This is a genomic window from Halomonas sp. NYA30, assembly GCF_976980765.1.
In genome coordinates, this window is record NZ_OZ334477.1 from 1,290,700 (window position 1) to 1,307,869 (window position 17,170).

The 17,170-nt window shown below is 52.4% G+C and carries 14 protein-coding genes and 3 pseudogenes; 12 read left to right on the plus strand and 5 right to left on the minus strand.

Annotation, left to right across the window (positions count from 1 at the left end; all coding sequences use genetic code 11):
* Nucleotides 1-50: 50 nt before the first annotated feature.
* The 3 genes from ACWI0H_RS05970 to ACWI0H_RS05980 all read left to right on the plus strand — a co-directional run bounded on the left by ACWI0H_RS05970 (nt 51) and on the right by ACWI0H_RS05980 (nt 2,173).
* Nucleotides 51-965 carry a hypothetical protein gene (locus tag ACWI0H_RS05970; protein WP_485875446.1) on the plus strand — a complete coding sequence of 305 codons (915 nt, stop codon included), beginning with the start codon at nt 51-53 and terminating at the stop codon, nt 963-965.
* Complete coding sequence (locus ACWI0H_RS05975; RefSeq protein ID WP_485875448.1) at nt 965-1,351, plus strand: hypothetical protein; 387 nt, start codon at nt 965-967, stop codon at nt 1,349-1,351. The genes ACWI0H_RS05970 and ACWI0H_RS05975 overlap by 1 nt, the downstream gene beginning before the upstream one ends.
* Nucleotides 1,352-1,714: 363 nt before the next feature.
* Complete coding sequence (locus tag ACWI0H_RS05980) at nt 1,715-2,173, plus strand: hypothetical protein (RefSeq protein WP_485875450.1); 459 nt, start codon at nt 1,715-1,717, stop codon at nt 2,171-2,173.
* 505 nt (nt 2,174-2,678) lie between these two features.
* Here the strand turns inward: ACWI0H_RS05980 and ACWI0H_RS05985 are convergent.
* Nucleotides 2,679-2,969, minus strand: coding sequence for a hypothetical protein (locus ACWI0H_RS05985; RefSeq protein ID WP_485875452.1), 291 nt, complete (start codon nt 2,967-2,969; stop codon nt 2,679-2,681).
* Between the two features lie 176 nt (nt 2,970-3,145).
* On the opposite strand from ACWI0H_RS05985, the pseudogene ACWI0H_RS05990 reads away from it, so the two are divergent.
* The 7 genes and pseudogenes from ACWI0H_RS05990 to ACWI0H_RS06020 all read left to right on the plus strand — a co-directional run.
* Nucleotides 3,146-3,259, plus strand: a pseudogene (locus tag ACWI0H_RS05990) (hypothetical protein); the annotation flags it as partial.
* Nucleotides 3,260-3,461: 202 nt separating this feature from the next.
* A complete protein-coding gene (locus ACWI0H_RS05995; protein ID WP_336274922.1) occupies nt 3,462-3,602 on the plus strand; it encodes a hypothetical protein in 141 nt (46 codons plus the stop codon).
* A 14-nt stretch (nt 3,603-3,616) separates the two neighbouring features.
* Nucleotides 3,617-6,013, plus strand: coding sequence for an endopeptidase La (lon, locus tag ACWI0H_RS06000; protein ID WP_485875454.1), 2,397 nt, complete (start codon nt 3,617-3,619; stop codon nt 6,011-6,013).
* A 273-nt stretch (nt 6,014-6,286) separates the two neighbouring features.
* On the plus strand, nt 6,287-6,796 hold the full coding sequence (locus ACWI0H_RS06005) for an Hsp20/alpha crystallin family protein (RefSeq protein WP_485875456.1): 510 nt from the start codon (nt 6,287-6,289) through the stop codon (nt 6,794-6,796).
* 67 nt (nt 6,797-6,863) lie between these two features.
* Nucleotides 6,864-7,331, plus strand: a complete 468-nt coding sequence (locus ACWI0H_RS06010) for a host attachment protein (RefSeq protein ID WP_485875458.1) — start codon at nt 6,864-6,866, stop codon at nt 7,329-7,331.
* 794 nt (nt 7,332-8,125) lie between these two features.
* Nucleotides 8,126-8,455: a hypothetical protein gene (locus ACWI0H_RS06015; protein ID WP_485875460.1), complete on the plus strand. Its 330-nt coding sequence runs from the start codon at nt 8,126-8,128 to the stop codon at nt 8,453-8,455.
* A gap of 98 nt (nt 8,456-8,553) precedes the next feature.
* Nucleotides 8,554-9,288, plus strand: coding sequence for a hypothetical protein (locus tag ACWI0H_RS06020; protein ID WP_485875462.1), 735 nt, complete (start codon nt 8,554-8,556; stop codon nt 9,286-9,288).
* 171 nt (nt 9,289-9,459) lie between these two features.
* On the opposite strand, the pseudogene ACWI0H_RS06025 reads toward ACWI0H_RS06020, so the two are convergent.
* Both ACWI0H_RS06025 and ACWI0H_RS06030 read right to left on the minus strand, forming a co-directional pair.
* Nucleotides 9,460-10,235: pseudogene (locus ACWI0H_RS06025) on the minus strand (Crp/Fnr family transcriptional regulator).
* A gap of 530 nt (nt 10,236-10,765) precedes the next feature.
* Nucleotides 10,766-11,545 carry a CLCA_X family protein gene (locus tag ACWI0H_RS06030; RefSeq protein ID WP_485875464.1) on the minus strand — a complete coding sequence of 260 codons (780 nt, stop codon included), beginning with the start codon at nt 11,543-11,545 and terminating at the stop codon, nt 10,766-10,768.
* Between the two features lie 166 nt (nt 11,546-11,711).
* Between ACWI0H_RS06030 and ACWI0H_RS06035 the strand changes: the two genes are divergently transcribed.
* Together ACWI0H_RS06035 and ACWI0H_RS06040 are read left to right on the plus strand one after the other, a co-directional pair.
* Nucleotides 11,712-12,398 carry a type 1 glutamine amidotransferase domain-containing protein gene (locus ACWI0H_RS06035; protein WP_485875466.1) on the plus strand — a complete coding sequence of 229 codons (687 nt, stop codon included), beginning with the start codon at nt 11,712-11,714 and terminating at the stop codon, nt 12,396-12,398.
* Nucleotides 12,399-12,551: 153 nt separating this feature from the next.
* Nucleotides 12,552-13,289, plus strand: a complete 738-nt coding sequence (locus ACWI0H_RS06040) for a glutaredoxin (RefSeq protein ID WP_485875468.1) — start codon at nt 12,552-12,554, stop codon at nt 13,287-13,289.
* A 147-nt stretch (nt 13,290-13,436) separates the two neighbouring features.
* Here the strand turns inward: ACWI0H_RS06040 and ACWI0H_RS06045 are convergent.
* Both ACWI0H_RS06045 and ACWI0H_RS06050 read right to left on the minus strand, forming a co-directional pair.
* Nucleotides 13,437-14,229: pseudogene (locus ACWI0H_RS06045) on the minus strand (MipA/OmpV family protein).
* 1,554 nt (nt 14,230-15,783) lie between these two features.
* Nucleotides 15,784-17,148: a M20/M25/M40 family metallo-hydrolase gene (locus ACWI0H_RS06050; protein ID WP_485875470.1), complete on the minus strand. Its 1,365-nt coding sequence runs from the start codon at nt 17,146-17,148 to the stop codon at nt 15,784-15,786.
* Nucleotides 17,149-17,170: the final 22 nt, after the last annotated feature.

The following is a 17,170-nucleotide window of genomic DNA, read 5'->3' on the forward strand; positions in this document are numbered from 1 at the left end:
ACTTGCAACACTTAGCGTCATCAAGTCACAGATCACGCAAGGGGTAGGAAATGGAAGAATTTGAGGAAATGTTAGTGGCAGCCCGTAACGCTATGCCGGGAAACATCCGAATAGCTGGCCAGGGAACCGATCAAGAGCGTTATCAGACCGTGCCGGGAATGTCTCGCGTAGCGGGTATTAATGGCAGCATGTCGCTTCGCCAAATGCTCCCGCAACTGCCCGGCACTGAAGGCCGGACATATAACATTCCGGCAGGATCTACCGTATCCATGGAGGCATCACTGCTAAACCGTTCTCGGGTCGCTCAGGCTGGCGCTCGGTTGATTCCTATCAGAATGCCACCCCCGCCGGACAATGCGCCAGCCGGTGCGTTCTATACTCGCCCAGGGTCATTCACCATACTAGAGCCGGCAAATTTTGTAGCAGCCGATGACGCTACCCCCGCGATAGCTCAGTCACTACCCTTCCAAGAGGCGCCCATCGACCTTGGGCAGATGCGGACCCGCGCTGTACGCTTCGATATGTCACGCCGCGAGCAGAAAGGCTTGAGCGACTCAGAGCTGAGCGCAAGAATCATGACCTCTATCATCCATGGTTTAGCGAATCTCGTTGACCAGGAGCTGCTGGACGAAATCGACGCCGCCGACATGTTAACCCCATTCTCATTATCTGATGCCGCGGCGTCCGGAGTAAGATTTGATGAGCTGCGGGCTTTGGTGGGGACTGCTGGCGCTGGCGCCCAGGTGGATAATGGGCGACTAAACGTTGCAGGCGTCCCCGCTGAACTCACTGCGGAAACTGCGTCCACTTTTGTTGGCTCCTTTGATCGCTCCGCTATTGCCGTCATGGACGATCTGCGTTTAATCGTTGAACGTAAGGGCGCCAATGGCCGCCTTCTGGTGACGTGCTGGGTGGATCTGCTGCCGCTGCTACCGGATGACACCTATTTCTGGGTAGTCAACTAATGCTTGCGCTCTTTCTGGGTAGCCAACTAATGGTTTCACTATTTCAAGGCCGCCGCCGGGCACTACCGCCTGAGCTGGTGGCTTTTATCGAAGCTGCTGACGTGGTCTTTCGCAGCCAAGACGATGAGGCAGGCCCGCGCCCTTTGATATGGAATCTGATCGAGTCTCGCCCTCTTTATGCCGACGAACCCGACAGGCTGCGTGAGCGAATCGCAAAACACTTTAAGTTGAGTGAAAAGCAGATGCGCCGTGCGATCACGCTGATTAACGCCCGGGTAGCGGATCGGCAAAGAGGGGGAGCGCGGACTCACGCCTTAGATGGTCTCGACAATAAGCCACGCCGTACGTGGGTTAATTCATGGAGCTCAGACCCTTGGGACATTTAAAGCATGATAATAGTCGGCAGCGGGTAGCAACTACACTGCCGCGTGATCTTCTTGAGCGGGTACACGCTGAGCGGGCCCGCATTGCCACAGAAACCGGTTGTAAGCCTTCGCTGGCCAAAGTGTTAGCGGCTGCCGTGGATCGCGGCCTACCTAGATAATTGTCGCGCAGGGGATTAGACGGCGAGTGCCCCTTTTTTCGAAAAACCCCGTCAGCCGACAGGTGCAGAGGTCCTTCTCAAGCGCCGTGGTCGGCCCTTATTTTTTGATGCTGCGTTCTGGCCTGGTGCGCAGCTTCAAGCCCTCATCACCCAGCCGGGGGCGCGTTGCTTTAGCCAGGCTCCTTTATGTTTGTGGAGATACCGCGTGCCAACTCGACCACCTCCGCTCTTATTTCCCTCCGCTCTTGATCCGCTCGCATACGTTATCGGCTTTGGTAAATGCGTAATGCTGGCGCGATTAACCTCCGATCGCCCGCTTCACTTCCCGCCTATTCGCTGTCTTGATGAGAACCACTGGCTGGCGGCTGTGCTGGGAATTGACGATGCCACGGAAGCCTGCAAAGTGATGGCAGGCCGCCTATGGGCTCCACCCTCAGCCCGTGATTTGCTGCGCCCAATCAACGCCAGAATGGTGCTCGAGTATTGCGATATTGCCTCACCCATCCCAGAGATAGCAGAACTGACAGATATGACGCCGCGCAAGGTTCATCTGCTGCTTTCGGCAGTAGCTGTGTGGTACAAAACCGGCGATCTGGAAGCAGCCGCCGATTTAGCAGAAGAGAGCCAGTGGTTTATGTCGCTATTGCTCAATAAGAAGTGCTGACTTAAGCGCTCCGCGTGCGCGTGGGAGGATGGTAGAGACCTCACCCCTTGATTCAGGGGGTCAGGAAGCGCCCCGCGTGCGCGTGGGGGATGGGCATTCAATCAGCGGAATTTTCCGCCGATTTACAAAGCGCTCCGCGTGCGCGTAGACGAGGAGGGGTGGAGCTGATAGCGAAATTCCGCTATCGGTCGATGCGCTTTTCTGTGCATCCCGTCCCGGGTGCGCGATACCGGAATATCTGGTAACGCTGTCACCAATTTAGAGACACTGTCTCTAAGCTAGAGACAGCATCCGAGCTAGGGCATGTTGCCCTGACTTAGGCATAACTGGCTTCACTCAAGCCAAACCGGACTTGCCCGCGTAGGCGTACAAGTGACTCACAATCACTTGTAAAAACTAGCCGCGTGCGCGTGGGCGATGCCTTTCCCTCAGTCTGAGTAAAAGCAAAGTGACTCAGAGTCACTTTTAAGCGGTGTCCGAAAATCGGACTTCGGTAAAGGTGGGATTAAAACACTTTAAAGCGGCGGGCGACCGTCGCATCAAAGCGCATCCAAGCGCCTTTATTTATGTTGGGCGAGATGTTGGGTAATAATAAAAATGCATTGTAACTATTTGAATTTAATAAGTCGTAAGCGGACTCCCCCTCCGCCACAGAATTTAGATTAAGCCGCTGATTTTCAGCGGCTTTTTCTTTTCCTGAAAGATATTGACCCACACAGAGCAGCTGGTTTCCATGGGCTCGCTCAATATGCCGCTGGACAATATGTATCTCTACGGCATCACGATCCTCCTCCAAGACCAGGCTCTGTCCCTAATGCCAGGCAGTTGAGCCTATTCCTTATAAGTTGACCATGAGACCTTCCCATGTCAGGCACACTGACTCGGTAAGATCCATGCAGTTCAGCGACGCCATTGATGCCATCGCCAAGGCAGCCCCTATGATTTCTCCAGTCTCTCCGAAGTACTCTCTCCGAAGTGCTCTCTCCCGAACTGATCGACACCTGTCTTGAAGAAGCCAGCGTGGCCACAATGTGCAAGCGACGCCTGCCTCCTTACTTGCTGCTGACTCATCTTTTTCCTATGTAGAGTTATTTTGCATGCTCCTGATATTACTTAGGGCTGCGGTGAGTATCTTGATCTCTCGAGTTCCACCCTTCGCGGGTGGACACTGACAACAAGCTGCGTAAAGCGACGGTTACCGCGGGAGAGCTTTGGCGCGCTGGTCGCGGACCGGCTAATCTTCAATATGGATCGGTGTGCCAGGGCGTGTTCGTCGCTGGGAGGAGCCATGCCGTTACGTGACCCGCATCGCCTGGAAATTCCTTTCGGTCGCTTCGAGCGTCGCTTGGGGCTGTCGGCAGTTACTTTTCGCCTGCATAAGCGGGAATGGTGTGATGGTTGCCTTTACCTGGGCGTTCGTCTTACCTGATGGAGGGGGAGACTATGAGCGAGGCATATACTCAGCCGAGTTCGACTTCGCACGAAGCCGGTATCAAGATGCCGGAGGACGTGCTGATACTCCTGCCTGTTCGTAACCTGGTCCTATTCCCGGCGTTGGTACTGCCGATTACTGTGGGTCGACCCAAGTCCCTGGCAGGTATCGAGGAGGCGCTGAAAAATGATCGTCCGGTGGGCGTCATACTGCAGAGGAATCCCGACGCCGTCGATCCTGGGCCTTCTGACCTCTATCGGGTCGGCACCGTGGCCAATATCCTTCGCTTCGTGTCGAGCGAGGAGGGCAGACACCAACTAGTCTGCCAGGGCCAGACGCGTTTCCGGATACTGGACTTCATCGATGGGTATCCCTTTTTACTGGCGAGAGTGGAACTGATCCGAGCGCGAGAGGGGCGTAGTCCGGATGTCGAGGCGCGGTTGTTGACGCTGCGCAAACGGGCCCTTGAGGCACTTCATCTGTTGCCGCAGATCCCTGACGAGTTGATCCGTGCGGTGCGGGCCATCGATCAACCCGGCCTGATGGCCGACACCATCGCCGGTTACTTGGATCTTTTGCCCGATGAGAAGCAAGAGATTCTGGAGCTCACTGATCTCAAGGCGCGGATGGACAAGGTGCTAGCGCGCCTCGACTATCGAGTGGAGGTGCTCAAGCTGTCGCAGAAGATCAGCGAGCGCACCCATGAGACCATGACTGAGCGTCAGCGTGAGGCAGTGCTGCGCGAGCAACTGCGATCTATCCAGCAGGAACTTGGCGAGGGAGACGAGAAAGCCGAGGAGATCCGCGAACTGGAAGAGCGCATCAACAGTGCTGGCATGCCCGAGGAGGTAGAAACCTTTGCCCGCAAGGAGCTCAAGCGTCTTGAGCGCATGCCTGAGGGCGCCGGGGAGTACTCCATGGCGCGCACCTTCATGGAGTGGTTGCTGGAGCTACCCTGGTCGAAACTTAGCGAGGAACACCTCGATATTGCCCGCGCTCGGGAGGTTCTAGATGCCGATCACTACGGCCTCGAGCGTATCAAGAAGCGCATTATCGAGCATCTGGCGGTTCACAAGCTCAACCCGGAGGGCAAGAGTCCGATCCTGTGCTTTGTCGGCCCGCCGGGGGTTGGCAAGACCTCGCTGGGGCAGAGTATCGCGAGGGCCATGGGCCGCGAGTTTGTGCGTGCAAGCCTTGGCGGAGTCCACGACGAGGCCGAGATCCGCGGCCACCGACGCACCTACATCGGTGCGCTGCCGGGCAATATCATCCAGGGACTGCGCAAGGCCGGTACTCGCAACCCGGTGTTCATGCTGGACGAAATGGACAAGCTCGGCGCCGGTATCCAGGGGGATCCTTCGGCGGCGCTGCTCGAAGTGCTTGATCCGGCGCAGAATAGTGCCTTTCGGGATAACTACCTCGGCGTGCCTTTCGACCTCAGTCGGGTAATGTTCATCGGTACTGCCAACGTGCTCGACCAGATTCCTGGCCCGTTGCGTGACCGGATGGAGGTTATCGAGCTAGCCGGCTATACGGAAGACGAGAAGGTCGAGATTGCTCGGCGATATCTTGTGCCACTCCAGTGCGCGGCCGCAGGACTCTCCGAGGAGCAGTTGACACTCTCCGATGCCGCCTTGCATGCCATCGTGGCGGACTACACCCGCGAAGCGGGGGTGCGCCAGCTCGAGCGGCTGATCGGCCAGGTAGTGCGACACGTAGCCGTGCGCATTGCAGAAGGTGCCCTGGAGCGAGCAGATGTGGATACCGTAGACCTGACGGAGTCCCTTGGCCCACCGCGTTTCGAGAACGAGATGGCGATGCGCACCAGCGTGCCTGGTGTCGCCACGGGCTTGGCCTGGACCCCAGTGGGTGGCGATATCCTCTTCATCGAGGCGAGCCAATCACCGGGTAACGGACGGCTGATTCTCACTGGCCAGCTCGGCGAGGTGATGAAGGAGAGCGCCCAGGCGGCCTTGAGTCTGATCAAGGCCCATGCCGACGAACTGGGTCTGGAGGCCCGGCGCCTGGCCAGGACCGACATCCATGTCCATGTTCCGGCAGGAGCGATCCCTAAGGATGGCCCCAGTGCCGGTACGGCCATCTATACGGCGTTGGTTTCGCTGCTAAGTGGTCGCTGCGTCCGTGAGGATGTCGCCATGACCGGGGAGATCACCCTGCGGGGTCTGGTGCTGCCTGTGGGCGGCATCAAGGAGAAGGTACTCGCGGCCCAACGGGCCGGCATCCACACCGTGCTGCTGCCAGCACGCAACCGCAAGGACTGGGAGGAGATTCCTGAGAAGACCCGTGAACGTCTAACCTTCCATTGGATCGAGCATGTCGAGGACGCTACACGGCTGGCGCTATGCGATGCGGGCTCCTCAACAGTCACCACACCCAAGGAATCCTGACGGCTGGCTCGTCCGTAAGCGTCGGTATACCTGGGGTGGCGAGGGGGGTGAAGCCCCGTTTGCAGTTTGGCATGTACTCGAGAATGGCCAGCGCCATTGTCGAGTCTTGCCATGGGGAAAAGGTGTCATAAACCTTGATCCGCGTCATGGCTGTCCGACGGGACTCTCCTATACTTTTTCATGTGATCGTATTGGTGGATCGCACATCTCCTGTGGGGCCGGGGAATTCGGCCTCATTGGATTTTTTCCGCCTTTCCCGTGAGGTGACTCATCATGACCAACAATAAATTCAAGGAGGCTTCTCCTTCCGCCACACAGCCCGCCACAATCACCGAAGCTGAGGCTCCGACGTCACGCTACCCGAGCCCTTTCCGGGAGCTGGATCGCATGTTCGACAGCCTTCTGGATCGGGATTGGATGCACCCCCTGCGCTGGGATCGTCTGTCTGCCCTTGCGCCGCGTCTACCCAGAGTCGATGTTCTCGACAGGGATACTGAAGTAGTGGTTCGCGCCGAACTTCCCGGTATCGAGCGTGAGGATCTCGATGTCTCGGTAACTGAAAGGGCGGTGACCATCAAGGGGGAGAGTCACAAGGAATCTCGTGAGGAGGAAGGCGAGTACTATCGCTGTGAGATCTCTAGTGGCAGCGTACTGCGTACAGTGGATCTACCTTGCGATATTGATGCCAACAAGGCAGAGGCCAGCTTCCGAAACGGCGTACTGGAACTGACCCTGCCCAAGGCCAAAGAGGCGCACCGTCGCAAGCTGGACATCAAGAGTTAAACATCATGGCGTGAGAGGCGCGGGAATATCGCTTCCCGCGCCGTACGCCGAGGACTTCATCATGAAGATGACCGGGGTATTAGTTTCGGATCAGACGAGTGCTCGCCTGTTCACGATCAATCTGCCGAAAGCCCCATTTGAGGAGTTGGCGAGATTGGCCAATCCCGAGGGCCGGCTGCATGAGCGCGACATTGAGGCCGATCGGCCAGGGAGGGCCTTCGATAGCATGGGGCGGGGGCGGCATGCCATGGGAACACGCCATCCGGCGACGGAGCAGCAGGAGATTCGCTTCGCCCAGGAGATAGCGACGCTGCTGGCCGATCACCACCGTCGAGATAGCTTCCAGCGCTTGGTTCTTTGTGCTCCGCCGAAGCTGTTGGGGCTAATACGGGAGGCGTTGCCAAAGCGGGTCGCTGGGTGCCTGCTGCTGGAACTGGACAAGGATCTCGCCCACTTGAGCGACACCGATCTGCGTGCCCATCTGACCGAGTATCTGCCCACCATCATTCAGCCACAGAGTTCGCTATCAGCCTGAGCTTATCCCCGTTGTCTCACCCCGAGACGCGGGCTGTCGGCTCAAGCGCGGTGGGCTATGGTCGAAGATTGAGGCAGGGCAGTGGGTCACCCTCCTGACCGTTGAAGGCTTGGCCAGCAGCTAGTCGAGGCGCCTTCTCCAGCGGGCCGGTTTCACAGTCAGCGGTTTTTTTGCTATGCATACAAGAACAATAGGGAATGATCCGCCCGCTCTTCGGATAACTCGCAGGATGGCGTGAGGGGGCTCCATGTGCTCGGCCAAGTGTTCAATATAGAAAGTATGGTTGTACCTCTACGGAGAAGTAGGCGAAGCTTTTTCTGGAAATAAGCTAATTGCGGAACTGCCTCGTCTCCAGCCTGACCATTCTTTTCTTAAGCACCATCGTTAGAAGTACAGACTAATACACTAGCTGCTACATTCAATCATGATCCCGATATTGATGATGAGCCTTTAACACCCGTTTCAAGTAATTAATGAAAGGAGCATCTCTCTTTAAGCCTTTTTGCGCCGCTATTTATAAGCGTTTAGATGACAGAAAGGCTTTAAGGCTAAGCCTTTATTATGCTGATGCTCCTAATTTCGTCATTAGTTTTTAACTTGTGTTAATAACATTTAGATAAATATCTTAAGAAGTAAATTTTTTAATTTATATTAATAAAAATGTATTGCGCTATATTGCCTGTTTTAAACTTTGTATCCCTTTAATAGGCGAGCTAGTTTTGTTGTTGTAAGGCTTGGCTATAGCCAACTGACAGCCAAGATTGATTTTCATTGGGTGACTAAAGGAGTTGGTCATGTTTAAAAAGCTACTTATCACTGCAGCAATTTCCACAGCACTGGCCACCACCAGTACTGCAATGGCGCAACAGTGGGACCAGAGCAATCAATCACAGAGTCAGGAACGCTACAGCCAAGACAATCGTTGGCATGATCAGAACCGCCAGGATAACCGCTACCAGGATAATCGTTACCGCGACGACGACCGGTGGCGCGATCAAAACCGCCAGGATGATCGCTACCAGCAGGATCGCTACCGCGACCACAACCGGTGGCATGATCAGGACCGCCAGGATGACCGCTATCAGCAGAACCGCAACAGCAACGCCCATGAGTGGCGCGATTAGAGGCATAGCCGTTATAGCAATTAAGCCAGTAAGACAGCCGTTAGCCTACCTACCGGCTGTCTTGAATGATGAGATCACTGAAGCATTTGGAGAACGTGATGTTTAGAAAAATGATTCTGGCAACAGCCGTAACAGCGGCATTTGCAACCAATATGGCGGTTGCTCAACAAAATGATAATCGTAACGACAGCTACCGTTATGATAATTCCCAAAGTAATCAACAAAGTTATCAATCTAGAGATAGCCAAGGTGGTCAGTACCACCAAAATGGCTACCATCGGTATGATGACCAGAGAGATCGTCAGCGCAGTCACAGCGGGAACGATGGTCAGTATCGTCAATACCGCAGCAATGATGATTACGATCGAAGAGGCCAGCACTCCAATCAGTCATCAAGCGATTATGAGCGCCAGCAATATAGGTCTAACAATAACCTATATAACGGTGAACAGAGAGGTCAACAGAGCCGATGGCAGGAGCAGTCACAGGGTAGTGAACAGGAATCTTATATTTACTTCCAAGGTTATCTTGAAGGTAAGCAAGAAGGCCTTGAGCAGGGGCTAATGCGTGGTTATCGGCAGGGCTACCTGCAGGGTATGCAAGATGCAGTACACAGTGCTAATCAGAGTGTTAATCAAAATTCAAATAGTAACCAAAGCAATACCGGAAATGGTAATCGGCAAAACTCTGCAAATCAACGCGGTGGGCAAGGCAATGAAAATCTAATGCCTCCCACTGACATGGGTGCCGAAGGCCCCAATGGGTCAACTGAAATGCAGACTTCAGACGAGCAAAACGATTCTGAAGCGGATGCTGCGTCTGAAGAGGACTAGCCTAACGAGCTTGTGATGAAAAAAGCTTAAGGTGCATGTCACGCATGCACCTTTTTCGCTGCTGATTTTCTCTTCTTATGCGGCTTACGCTCTTTTTACAACATAAGTGACTATTGATATCTTCCGATAGTCTGGTAATAGCAAGAAAAATCAGAGTGTTAGCCTGTAAAATTATTGATTTTCAAGATGCAGGTAAAGCGAGTCAAACTCGCCAGCGTCTTGTAATTTCTGCCAGTCAGGTATGGTTACCCTTCTTTTGTTCGTAATTATCAAGCCATCATTACGAAGGGCCTGTAGCACTCGGTTTACGTGTACTGGGGTCATCCCCGTTGCATCTGCCAGCTCCGCTTGGGTAATAGGCATATCAAAAGTGTTTTCATTCTCTACCAATCCCACCGCTTTAAGGCGCAGCAAGAGCTCACAGATAATATGAGCGATCCGTGAATAGCCTTCGCGTTGCCCTACATTCAATAACCATTCTCGGAAAATAGAAGCATCCACCAATGTCTCATGCCAGAAGGGCGCAGTGAGGCGAGGGTAGCGTTCAAATAAAAGCGATAAGTCTTGGTGCTGTATGTAACCGAGCTTGCAGGGGCTAAGTGAAGCAATGTTGATATCAATAACTTGCAAGTGCTAAGTGAAGCAATGTTGATATCAATAACTTGCAAGTGCAGGCTTTGCAAATCCGGCATATCCCCAGGAATATGCAGCGCCATTATTTGCCGTTTACCCTCAAGGGTTAATTTGTAAACACACGAAAAACCTTCTAGAAGTAAGCAGCATTGGCTAGGCTGGTCGCCCATTTTAACGATGTCTTGGTTAGACTTGACGTCTTGTGTTTGTACCGGTAATTCCTGGAGTGCCTGCCTCTCTTCGGCGGTAAGAGTGAAATTGCTTTCTAACTTGCGGATCATTAGATAGGTATGAGGAGACAGGGCAGTAGGCATGTTTGGCTCCAGATTTGGCAGGAATGAAGCCCTTTGCAACAGTGTCGCTGCTCGATTGCTAATATAAATAATGTTTAGGCATATAACCGAATATTATTGACAAGGATAGTTTAAAAATGGGCTTATAAAAAGACTATTTAAATTGTTTAAAAGGATGAAAATTACTCTCGCTATCTAGGGCGCTTAGGTAAAATTAATCATATTATTCAGATGTTTGTATCCTTTTGAAAATGGGAATTTTTTTATTTATTCAACGTTAATTTAAACTAGCCTGTTGCAGGCTAGTGTGTTTAATTTTTGTTAAAGCAGTTCGTGCTAGGCATGGGTGTGATGTGCGGCTAGGCGCTCTACGTTAACCACCTTTACGAGCGATTAAAAAGGCAGCACACCGCCGAAGCCAATGCCAAGCACGGCAACAATAACAACAACGATAACGACGATAGTGGTAGTAGATGGCATGTTCTCTTCCTTTGAGTAGTGAGCGTTGCTACAGCTTAGGCACGATTGCACCATTTTGCACGCTGTCATGCTTATCCGGCCTCCCGCAACGCCTTTCCTAGCCTGCCAAAATAATTGCTGAACGCTGCATTGGTCTGCTCTCGCTGTGCGCCCTGTGGGTAGAGCCCTTTTTCCGCTTCAAGAGAAGCCTTGGTGCCTTTGACCAGAAAGTGATTGGTGATGGCTGCGTCCTGTGCAAATGCCTCAAAGGCGCGTGCGCAAAGCTCTTCGGGTTTGCTGTAATAGAGCTGGCCAAGCTTTTTATCCATCTGCACCGAGCTTTGAAACAGAGCGCTAGGCTGGTCGCCTTCGGGCTGCAGTAGTACGGCTTTGAAACAGCGCATCAGCAGTTGATTCAGAGGGTGGGCAATGGGCGTTGCATCGGCGAGCCAAGCAGTAGAGGCGAACACACCGGCAGGCGTACCGCGAAAACACTTACTGGCGATATAGTGATCAAAAGTATGAAACCACTCGTGGGCAATGCTGCCGGGGCCTGCGTTTTTGGCTAGCGCAAAGCTGCGTTGGCTGGGGTCGTAGTGGGCAGAAACGCCAGGTCGGCCACCGCTGCCGTACTGCAGTGCGATTGTGCCGCGTAATGAAATTAGTGCCTCTGGCCCCTGTAGAATCAACATGAGATCGCACAGTGCATCATGAAACAGCTCGGCGGCACGGTCGCGCTCAGCGCTGGTGACCCAGCGGCCAATCTCGATAGAGCGAAAATCAAACTGGCGCCGGATCAAGGCAAAACTGCTGGCTTGCCCCTGGCGGTGGTCAGGGCCGCTGCGGTAAAAATCCCGCGCTTCAATACTCACTGGTCGTTTCACCTGGATGATGACTGAATGACGCCATGATAAAGCGCCACTAACAGATTGACACTACTGGTGACTTGGATATCTCCTTGCATTCCACCTCAGAGGCCCCCACTTAGAAACAACAAGGCCTTTTAATAGCCTCATTTTTCACCGCTAGGAGAAAGATATGAGTAAGCGCATTTTAGTTGTACTGACGTCTCACGATCAGCTGGGCGATACCGGTAATAAAACCGGCTTTTGGCTGGAAGAGTTGGCCGCCCCTTACTATGTCTTCAAAGACGCGGGGGCCGAGGTGACCCTGGCATCGCCTCAAGGTGGCCAGCCGCCGCTGGACCCCAAGAGCGACGCTGAGGATAGCCAAACCGATGAAACGCGCCGCTTCAAGCAAGATGAACAGGCCAATGCTGAGCTTGCAGCGACCCATCGTTTGCGCGATATGAAGGCCGATGACTTTGATGCGGTGTTCTACCCCGGCGGTCACGGTCCGTTATGGGATCTCGTTGATGATAAAGACTCCATTCGTCTGATCGAAACGTTTATTGCGCAAGGCAAGCCGGTCGCTACCGTTTGCCATGCGCCGATTGTATTGGTGAATGCCAAGAACAGCGCAGGCGAACCGCTCGTCAAGGGCCGCCAAGTAACAGGCTTCACCAATGGCGAAGAAGATGCGGTTGGCCTGACTGACATCGTGCCGCATCTGGTCGAAGATGCGCTGCAACAGTGTGGTGGTATCTACACCAAGGCGGAAGATTTCACCCCTTACGTGCGTGAAGATGGCCAGCTGATTACCGGGCAAAACCCGCCTTCTTCAGCGCTAACGGCTGAAACGCTGATGGCGTGGCTGGAGAAATAACCGCTAGGGGGTAAAGCAGGCTCAATAATAACGGCGAGGCTACCCTCGCCGTTTCTATTTTGGTCACAGACCATATTCTGACTACCTTTATAAGGTAGAGAGGGGATTTGCTTAATAGGTAGTTTTTAGACACGCATCAAGGAGGTGGTCAACATGGAGACAGCACATGTTTATCGGATGAAGACGGCAGAGCACCTTTGCCCGTTTGGTATGAAAACGGTCGATTTGTTAAAGCGTAAAGGATATGAGGTTGACGATCACCCATTAACCTCCCGAGATGAAATAGAGGCGTTCAAGGCTAAGGAAAATGTCGATACCACGCCGCAAACCTATATCGGTGATAAGCGTATTGGTGGTTATGAAGAGGTGCGCAAGCATCTTGGGATGAGCGTACCGAATGCGAAAGAGACCACATATCGACCGGTGATCGCGATTTTTGTTACTGCCTTGCTGGTCGGGTTGGCGGTTAGTTGGGTCGCCAATGGTACCTTGTTGGCCGCGCGGATGCCTGAATACGCAGTGGCGACGGCCATGGTGCTGTTGGGATTACAGAAACTTCAAGATGTAGAGAGCTTCAGCTCTATGTTCCTTAACTACGACCTGCTGGCTCAGCGCTATGTCCCCTATAGTTATGTATATCCTTACGCTGAAACCCTGGCCGGGGTCTTAATGCTGGCAGGCGCGTTGATTTGGCTGGCGGCGCCGTTGGCACTGTTTATCGGTACGGTGGGGGCGGTGTCGGTGTTTAAAGCCGTGTACATCGATAAGCGTGAATTGAAATGCGCGTGTGTGGGCGGTAGCAGCAATGTGCCACTAGGGTTTGTATCGTTAACGGAAAATATCGTAATGATACTGATGGGGCTATGGATGCCGCTTAAAATGTGGTTTTGAGCAGAACTACCAGAGCAGCACCACCAGAACCATTCGCAAGAACCATTCCTAAGAACTATTCCCGAAAACCAGCCACTAAACGCAAAAGCGCCCTAAACGTGAAGGGCGCTTTCATTTTTGCTCTGGCTTTCTAGCGTCTTAATACTGCTAAAAATTATAATTGAGCGACACACCCGTCACGGTCTGCCATTCGCTGCCTAAATCATCAACGATGGGGCTGTCAGAAGCATCACCGGTCAGGTAGCTGGTGCCAACAAAACCAGTGGCCGACCATTGCGGCGTTAGCGCATAGGTTAGGCTGGTACTAACCCCTAAACGCCAGGAGCCGCCATCAGGATGATAGCTGGCAATACCGCTACGCAGGCTGTCACGTGTAGAAACCGCGAACATCGACTCCGTCCACTCTTCGTCGGCATAGGCCACATTCGGGGTAAAGGTAAAGAACGTACGCTCATTGAGAGGCAATCGCCAAGCAGCCGATGCTTCCAGCTCTGCACCATCCACATCGCCCGTTACCGGTGCACTGCCCGCCAAGCTATAGTTCCACTGCCCTTGCTCCAGTGCTACCCGTAAACCGAGCGTAGCGCCGCCATCCACTTTCTCGAACGCCGAAATATCGCCTTCATTATCGCGACCAAAGGTAGCCAATAAAGGGCGATACGGTCCAATCACCGTTGCGAATCGCGTGCCATTCAATGCCACTGCGTGGGCTGATCGAAAGAGCATCACCATAGTTTAGGTCGATTGAGGGCCAAAGCTGGGGATCGTAATCGTCGCTGCCCAGATAATCGGGGGCATACAGGACACCCGCGCCGAGACTGCCTTCCCATTGCTGGGCCCATGCTTGAGGAGCTATCGCGAGGCTAAGCGCGGCGGCTGGCCACCAGTATTTTGAAATCATGATCGCACTCATTTTAAGAAGAATTAAGCAAACGTTCATGATTGTATGTGCTTGCTTGGAAGCTTGGCAAGCCGCTTTATAAAATGGCAAACGAGCGTTTAATAATAATTTATTTTCTATTAACTAACACAGGTTAAATAAACATACTTCTATAAAGCGCATTGTGTGCTCAGCGAAAGGAACTCGCGGAAAGGAAGATTAGACAAGGATTGCTTGAGTAGCACAAGGATGCACAAATAGGATATTTGTAGTGTGCGGTTATGGAAGACCTAATAAGGCTCAGCCAACAATGGTTGAGCTTTATTTTTTGCTGAAGATAGTGAAAAATTAATCAATCGTTTGTTTAAATTTTCATGGATAACTGGCTAGCTAGGTGGAATTAGTTATTTTTCTATAATTATCAATATCTTAAAATAATTAATAGCCGCTATTCAAGCTTAAGTCAATGACGGATTTGCTTTTTATCTCAAGTTGGCTTTACTTGAAGTAAGGCCAGTGTCGCTTGGGCCCTTTAATAAAAATTACTTAAGTTAAAGAGTTGTATGACATTTGTTTAACATAACGATGACAGGTTAAGCATTGCCTTAAAACGCGTAGTCGTCACTAAACAAAAACTTAGCTTAGTGTAACGATTATTTTCTCACTTACTAACCTAGGTTAGTTAAGATCGTCGTTAAAAGGTGCATCCTAATCATCAAGCACAAGGATGTGGCGACAAGGAAGATGATGCCAGGACGGCTTAAACTCTCACGGAAGCGCAAACAGGATGTTTGTGAGGAAGAAAGAAGCGGTAACAAAACCCTAGCCAGGGAATGGCTGGGGCTTTTTTTTATGCTTAAATAAATGACGTACTAGTTACATTGTTATGAATTTCCTCATTTATCATAAATAGCATGCTAAGGAAAAGGGCAGATGTGTTAGCCATCTACCCCTTCTTTTTATTAGCCGACCTGTTAGCAAAATAAGCTATTGATTAACCAGCCTACTCATTAACACGCATGGTGATAATAGAGCGTGCTTAGTTCATTCAAGGGCACTTCAACTGCTGTTTGGCAGTTAAGGCAGCGCACCGTCGCCGTGTTTTTCCCTGTGCCTTCTAAACGAAAGCGATTAAAAAATGGTGACTTGGCTGTCTCTGAATTGCCGCAATGACGACAGATAACATCTAATTCATTGACTTTATTGCTAATTATAATGTCGCGCACGCTGACCTCCTACCATTAGGGTTGATGATGGTTCAGGCGTGGTAACCTCCCTGTTGCTCTGTATCGTTACCGACACGTTTTAATTATAAGTGTCAATTCATATATTCGCCATGTGAAACGTATTGCAATCGTGCATTAAATCGACGCAACAAGGCTTTTTTAATATTAAAGCAATATTTTTTTGATTTAATAACCTGGGATAGATAAACACAGCGCTATCACGTCCATTGTGAGCACACACCACAAGGAAGTGGAAACAGGGAAGGCAACGCCAGGACGGCTAAACGCTCTCAGGGAAGCACAAACAGGATGTTTGTGAAGAAAATCAAGGAAGGTTTGATAAAGCCCCGGCCAAGGAATGGCTGGGGCTTCTTTTTATACGCGTGTTTTATTTTTTCGCTTTTTTCTTGGTTTTATTACTGACGGCAGGGGCGTTGGTGCTGCTTGCCTTGCTTCCTGCTTTGCTTTCGGCCTTGCTCTCTTTGCCGCCACTCTTTTTGCCTTCATCACCGTCGCTATCCGGCTTGTCGCTGCCCTGGTGGGGAAGCGGGCTGGCTTGGTCAAGGCGTGGGTGGTTATCCAGGAACTCACGCTCTAAATCAGGCAGGGCATCCATGGCTTGCAGGGTATGGGTGAGGGCGTGAATAGCCGCCAGCACATCCTGGGTATGGCCGGTTTCCGAGATCGTATGCATATTGCGGATAGGGAAGCCGATCGAGGTAGCAGCACTATCAATAGAGGCCAGTACACCTGCCATACCATCGGTACCGGTGTCCACGCCCACAATATCGCGCTGCAGCGGAATATCCTGCGCTTTCGCGGCTGTCGCGATAATCCGGTTGAGCTGTTCGCTGGCAATCGAACCCACCGCCATGGTGAAGCCCTTGCCCATTTCCAGCGGCTGCATGCGCTTGTCGCCGATGCCTGGCGCGCCCACGTAGTCGTGGTTAACGTCCACGCCAATCAGCGCATCCGGCTTCATTTCACCAGCCATCACGCGGCTACCGAAGCGGCCAATTTCCTCATAGCTGGCAATCGCAAACAGCACGCGTACATTTTTCGTACCGCCTGCTTCAGCGATCAAGCGCGCCACTTCGGCGGCCACAAAGCAGCCCAGCCCGTTATCCAGGTAAGCGCCATAGAACGTATTAGGGCTAAAGCCGGGGCGGATAGGGCGGTCGAAAATAATCGAATCACCGGGGCGCACGCCCAGGTTCAACACCTGCTGTTTCTTATTGTCGCCGTGAATCTGTAGATCCAGGTAGATCTGCTCTTTCTTGATCCCTTTACTGCCATCACGCTGGCCGGGGTCAGAAAAGTGAATGGCGCCCAGTGCTTCTACCGTGCCACCTTCAATGCAGCGATAGCTGCCAGGGGCATCCGGGTCTTCGCTGAATAGCTTCACTTCATGACCGATCAGTACGGTAGGCAGGAAGGAATCGGTGTTGATCCAGATCTTGCCGTCTTCACCAATCGAGCGCACCTGCATACGGATTTTATCCGCATGGCCGATCAGCATGACCTTGAACATATCGTCACGGCCGGGGTGGGTGTCCAGCACAACACCGGCGTTGCCCTTGAACTGGTGCAGGTGCCAGCCTTTAGGTGCAAAGCTTTCAAAATGCGGCTTGAGCACACCGTAGGTCATTGCGGCTTCAAGGCCCACAGGGCTAGGCGCAGCAAGAATATCGCGCATCAACTTGAACTGCGCGTCGGGCATGGGTTGTGTCCAGGGTTTTGCTGTATCGCTCATCGTATCGCTCACTTAGTAAGGT

What these genes read in the sequence shown, in the direction of transcription:
- ACWI0H_RS06015 (WP_485875460.1), top strand. Translation starts at nt 8,126, where the DNA reads ATGTTTAAAAAGCTACTTATCACTGCAGCAATTTCCACAGCACTGGCC.
- lon (WP_485875454.1), top strand. Translation starts at nt 3,617, where the DNA reads ATGAGCGAGGCATATACTCAGCCGAGTTCGACTTCGCACGAAGCCGGT.
- ACWI0H_RS06020 (WP_485875462.1), top strand. Translation starts at nt 8,554, where the DNA reads ATGTTTAGAAAAATGATTCTGGCAACAGCCGTAACAGCGGCATTTGCA.
- ACWI0H_RS06050 (WP_485875470.1), bottom strand. Translation starts at nt 17,148, where the DNA reads ATGAGCGATACAGCAAAACCCTGGACACAACCCATGCCCGACGCGCAG.
- ACWI0H_RS06040 (WP_485875468.1), top strand. Translation starts at nt 12,552, where the DNA reads ATGGAGACAGCACATGTTTATCGGATGAAGACGGCAGAGCACCTTTGC.
- ACWI0H_RS05970 (WP_485875446.1), top strand. Translation starts at nt 51, where the DNA reads ATGGAAGAATTTGAGGAAATGTTAGTGGCAGCCCGTAACGCTATGCCG.
- ACWI0H_RS06010 (WP_485875458.1), top strand. Translation starts at nt 6,864, where the DNA reads ATGACCGGGGTATTAGTTTCGGATCAGACGAGTGCTCGCCTGTTCACG.
- ACWI0H_RS06035 (WP_485875466.1), top strand. Translation starts at nt 11,712, where the DNA reads ATGAGTAAGCGCATTTTAGTTGTACTGACGTCTCACGATCAGCTGGGC.
- ACWI0H_RS05995 (WP_336274922.1), top strand. Translation starts at nt 3,462, where the DNA reads ATGCCGTTACGTGACCCGCATCGCCTGGAAATTCCTTTCGGTCGCTTC.
- ACWI0H_RS05975 (WP_485875448.1), top strand. Translation starts at nt 965, where the DNA reads ATGCTTGCGCTCTTTCTGGGTAGCCAACTAATGGTTTCACTATTTCAA.
- ACWI0H_RS06005 (WP_485875456.1), top strand. Translation starts at nt 6,287, where the DNA reads ATGACCAACAATAAATTCAAGGAGGCTTCTCCTTCCGCCACACAGCCC.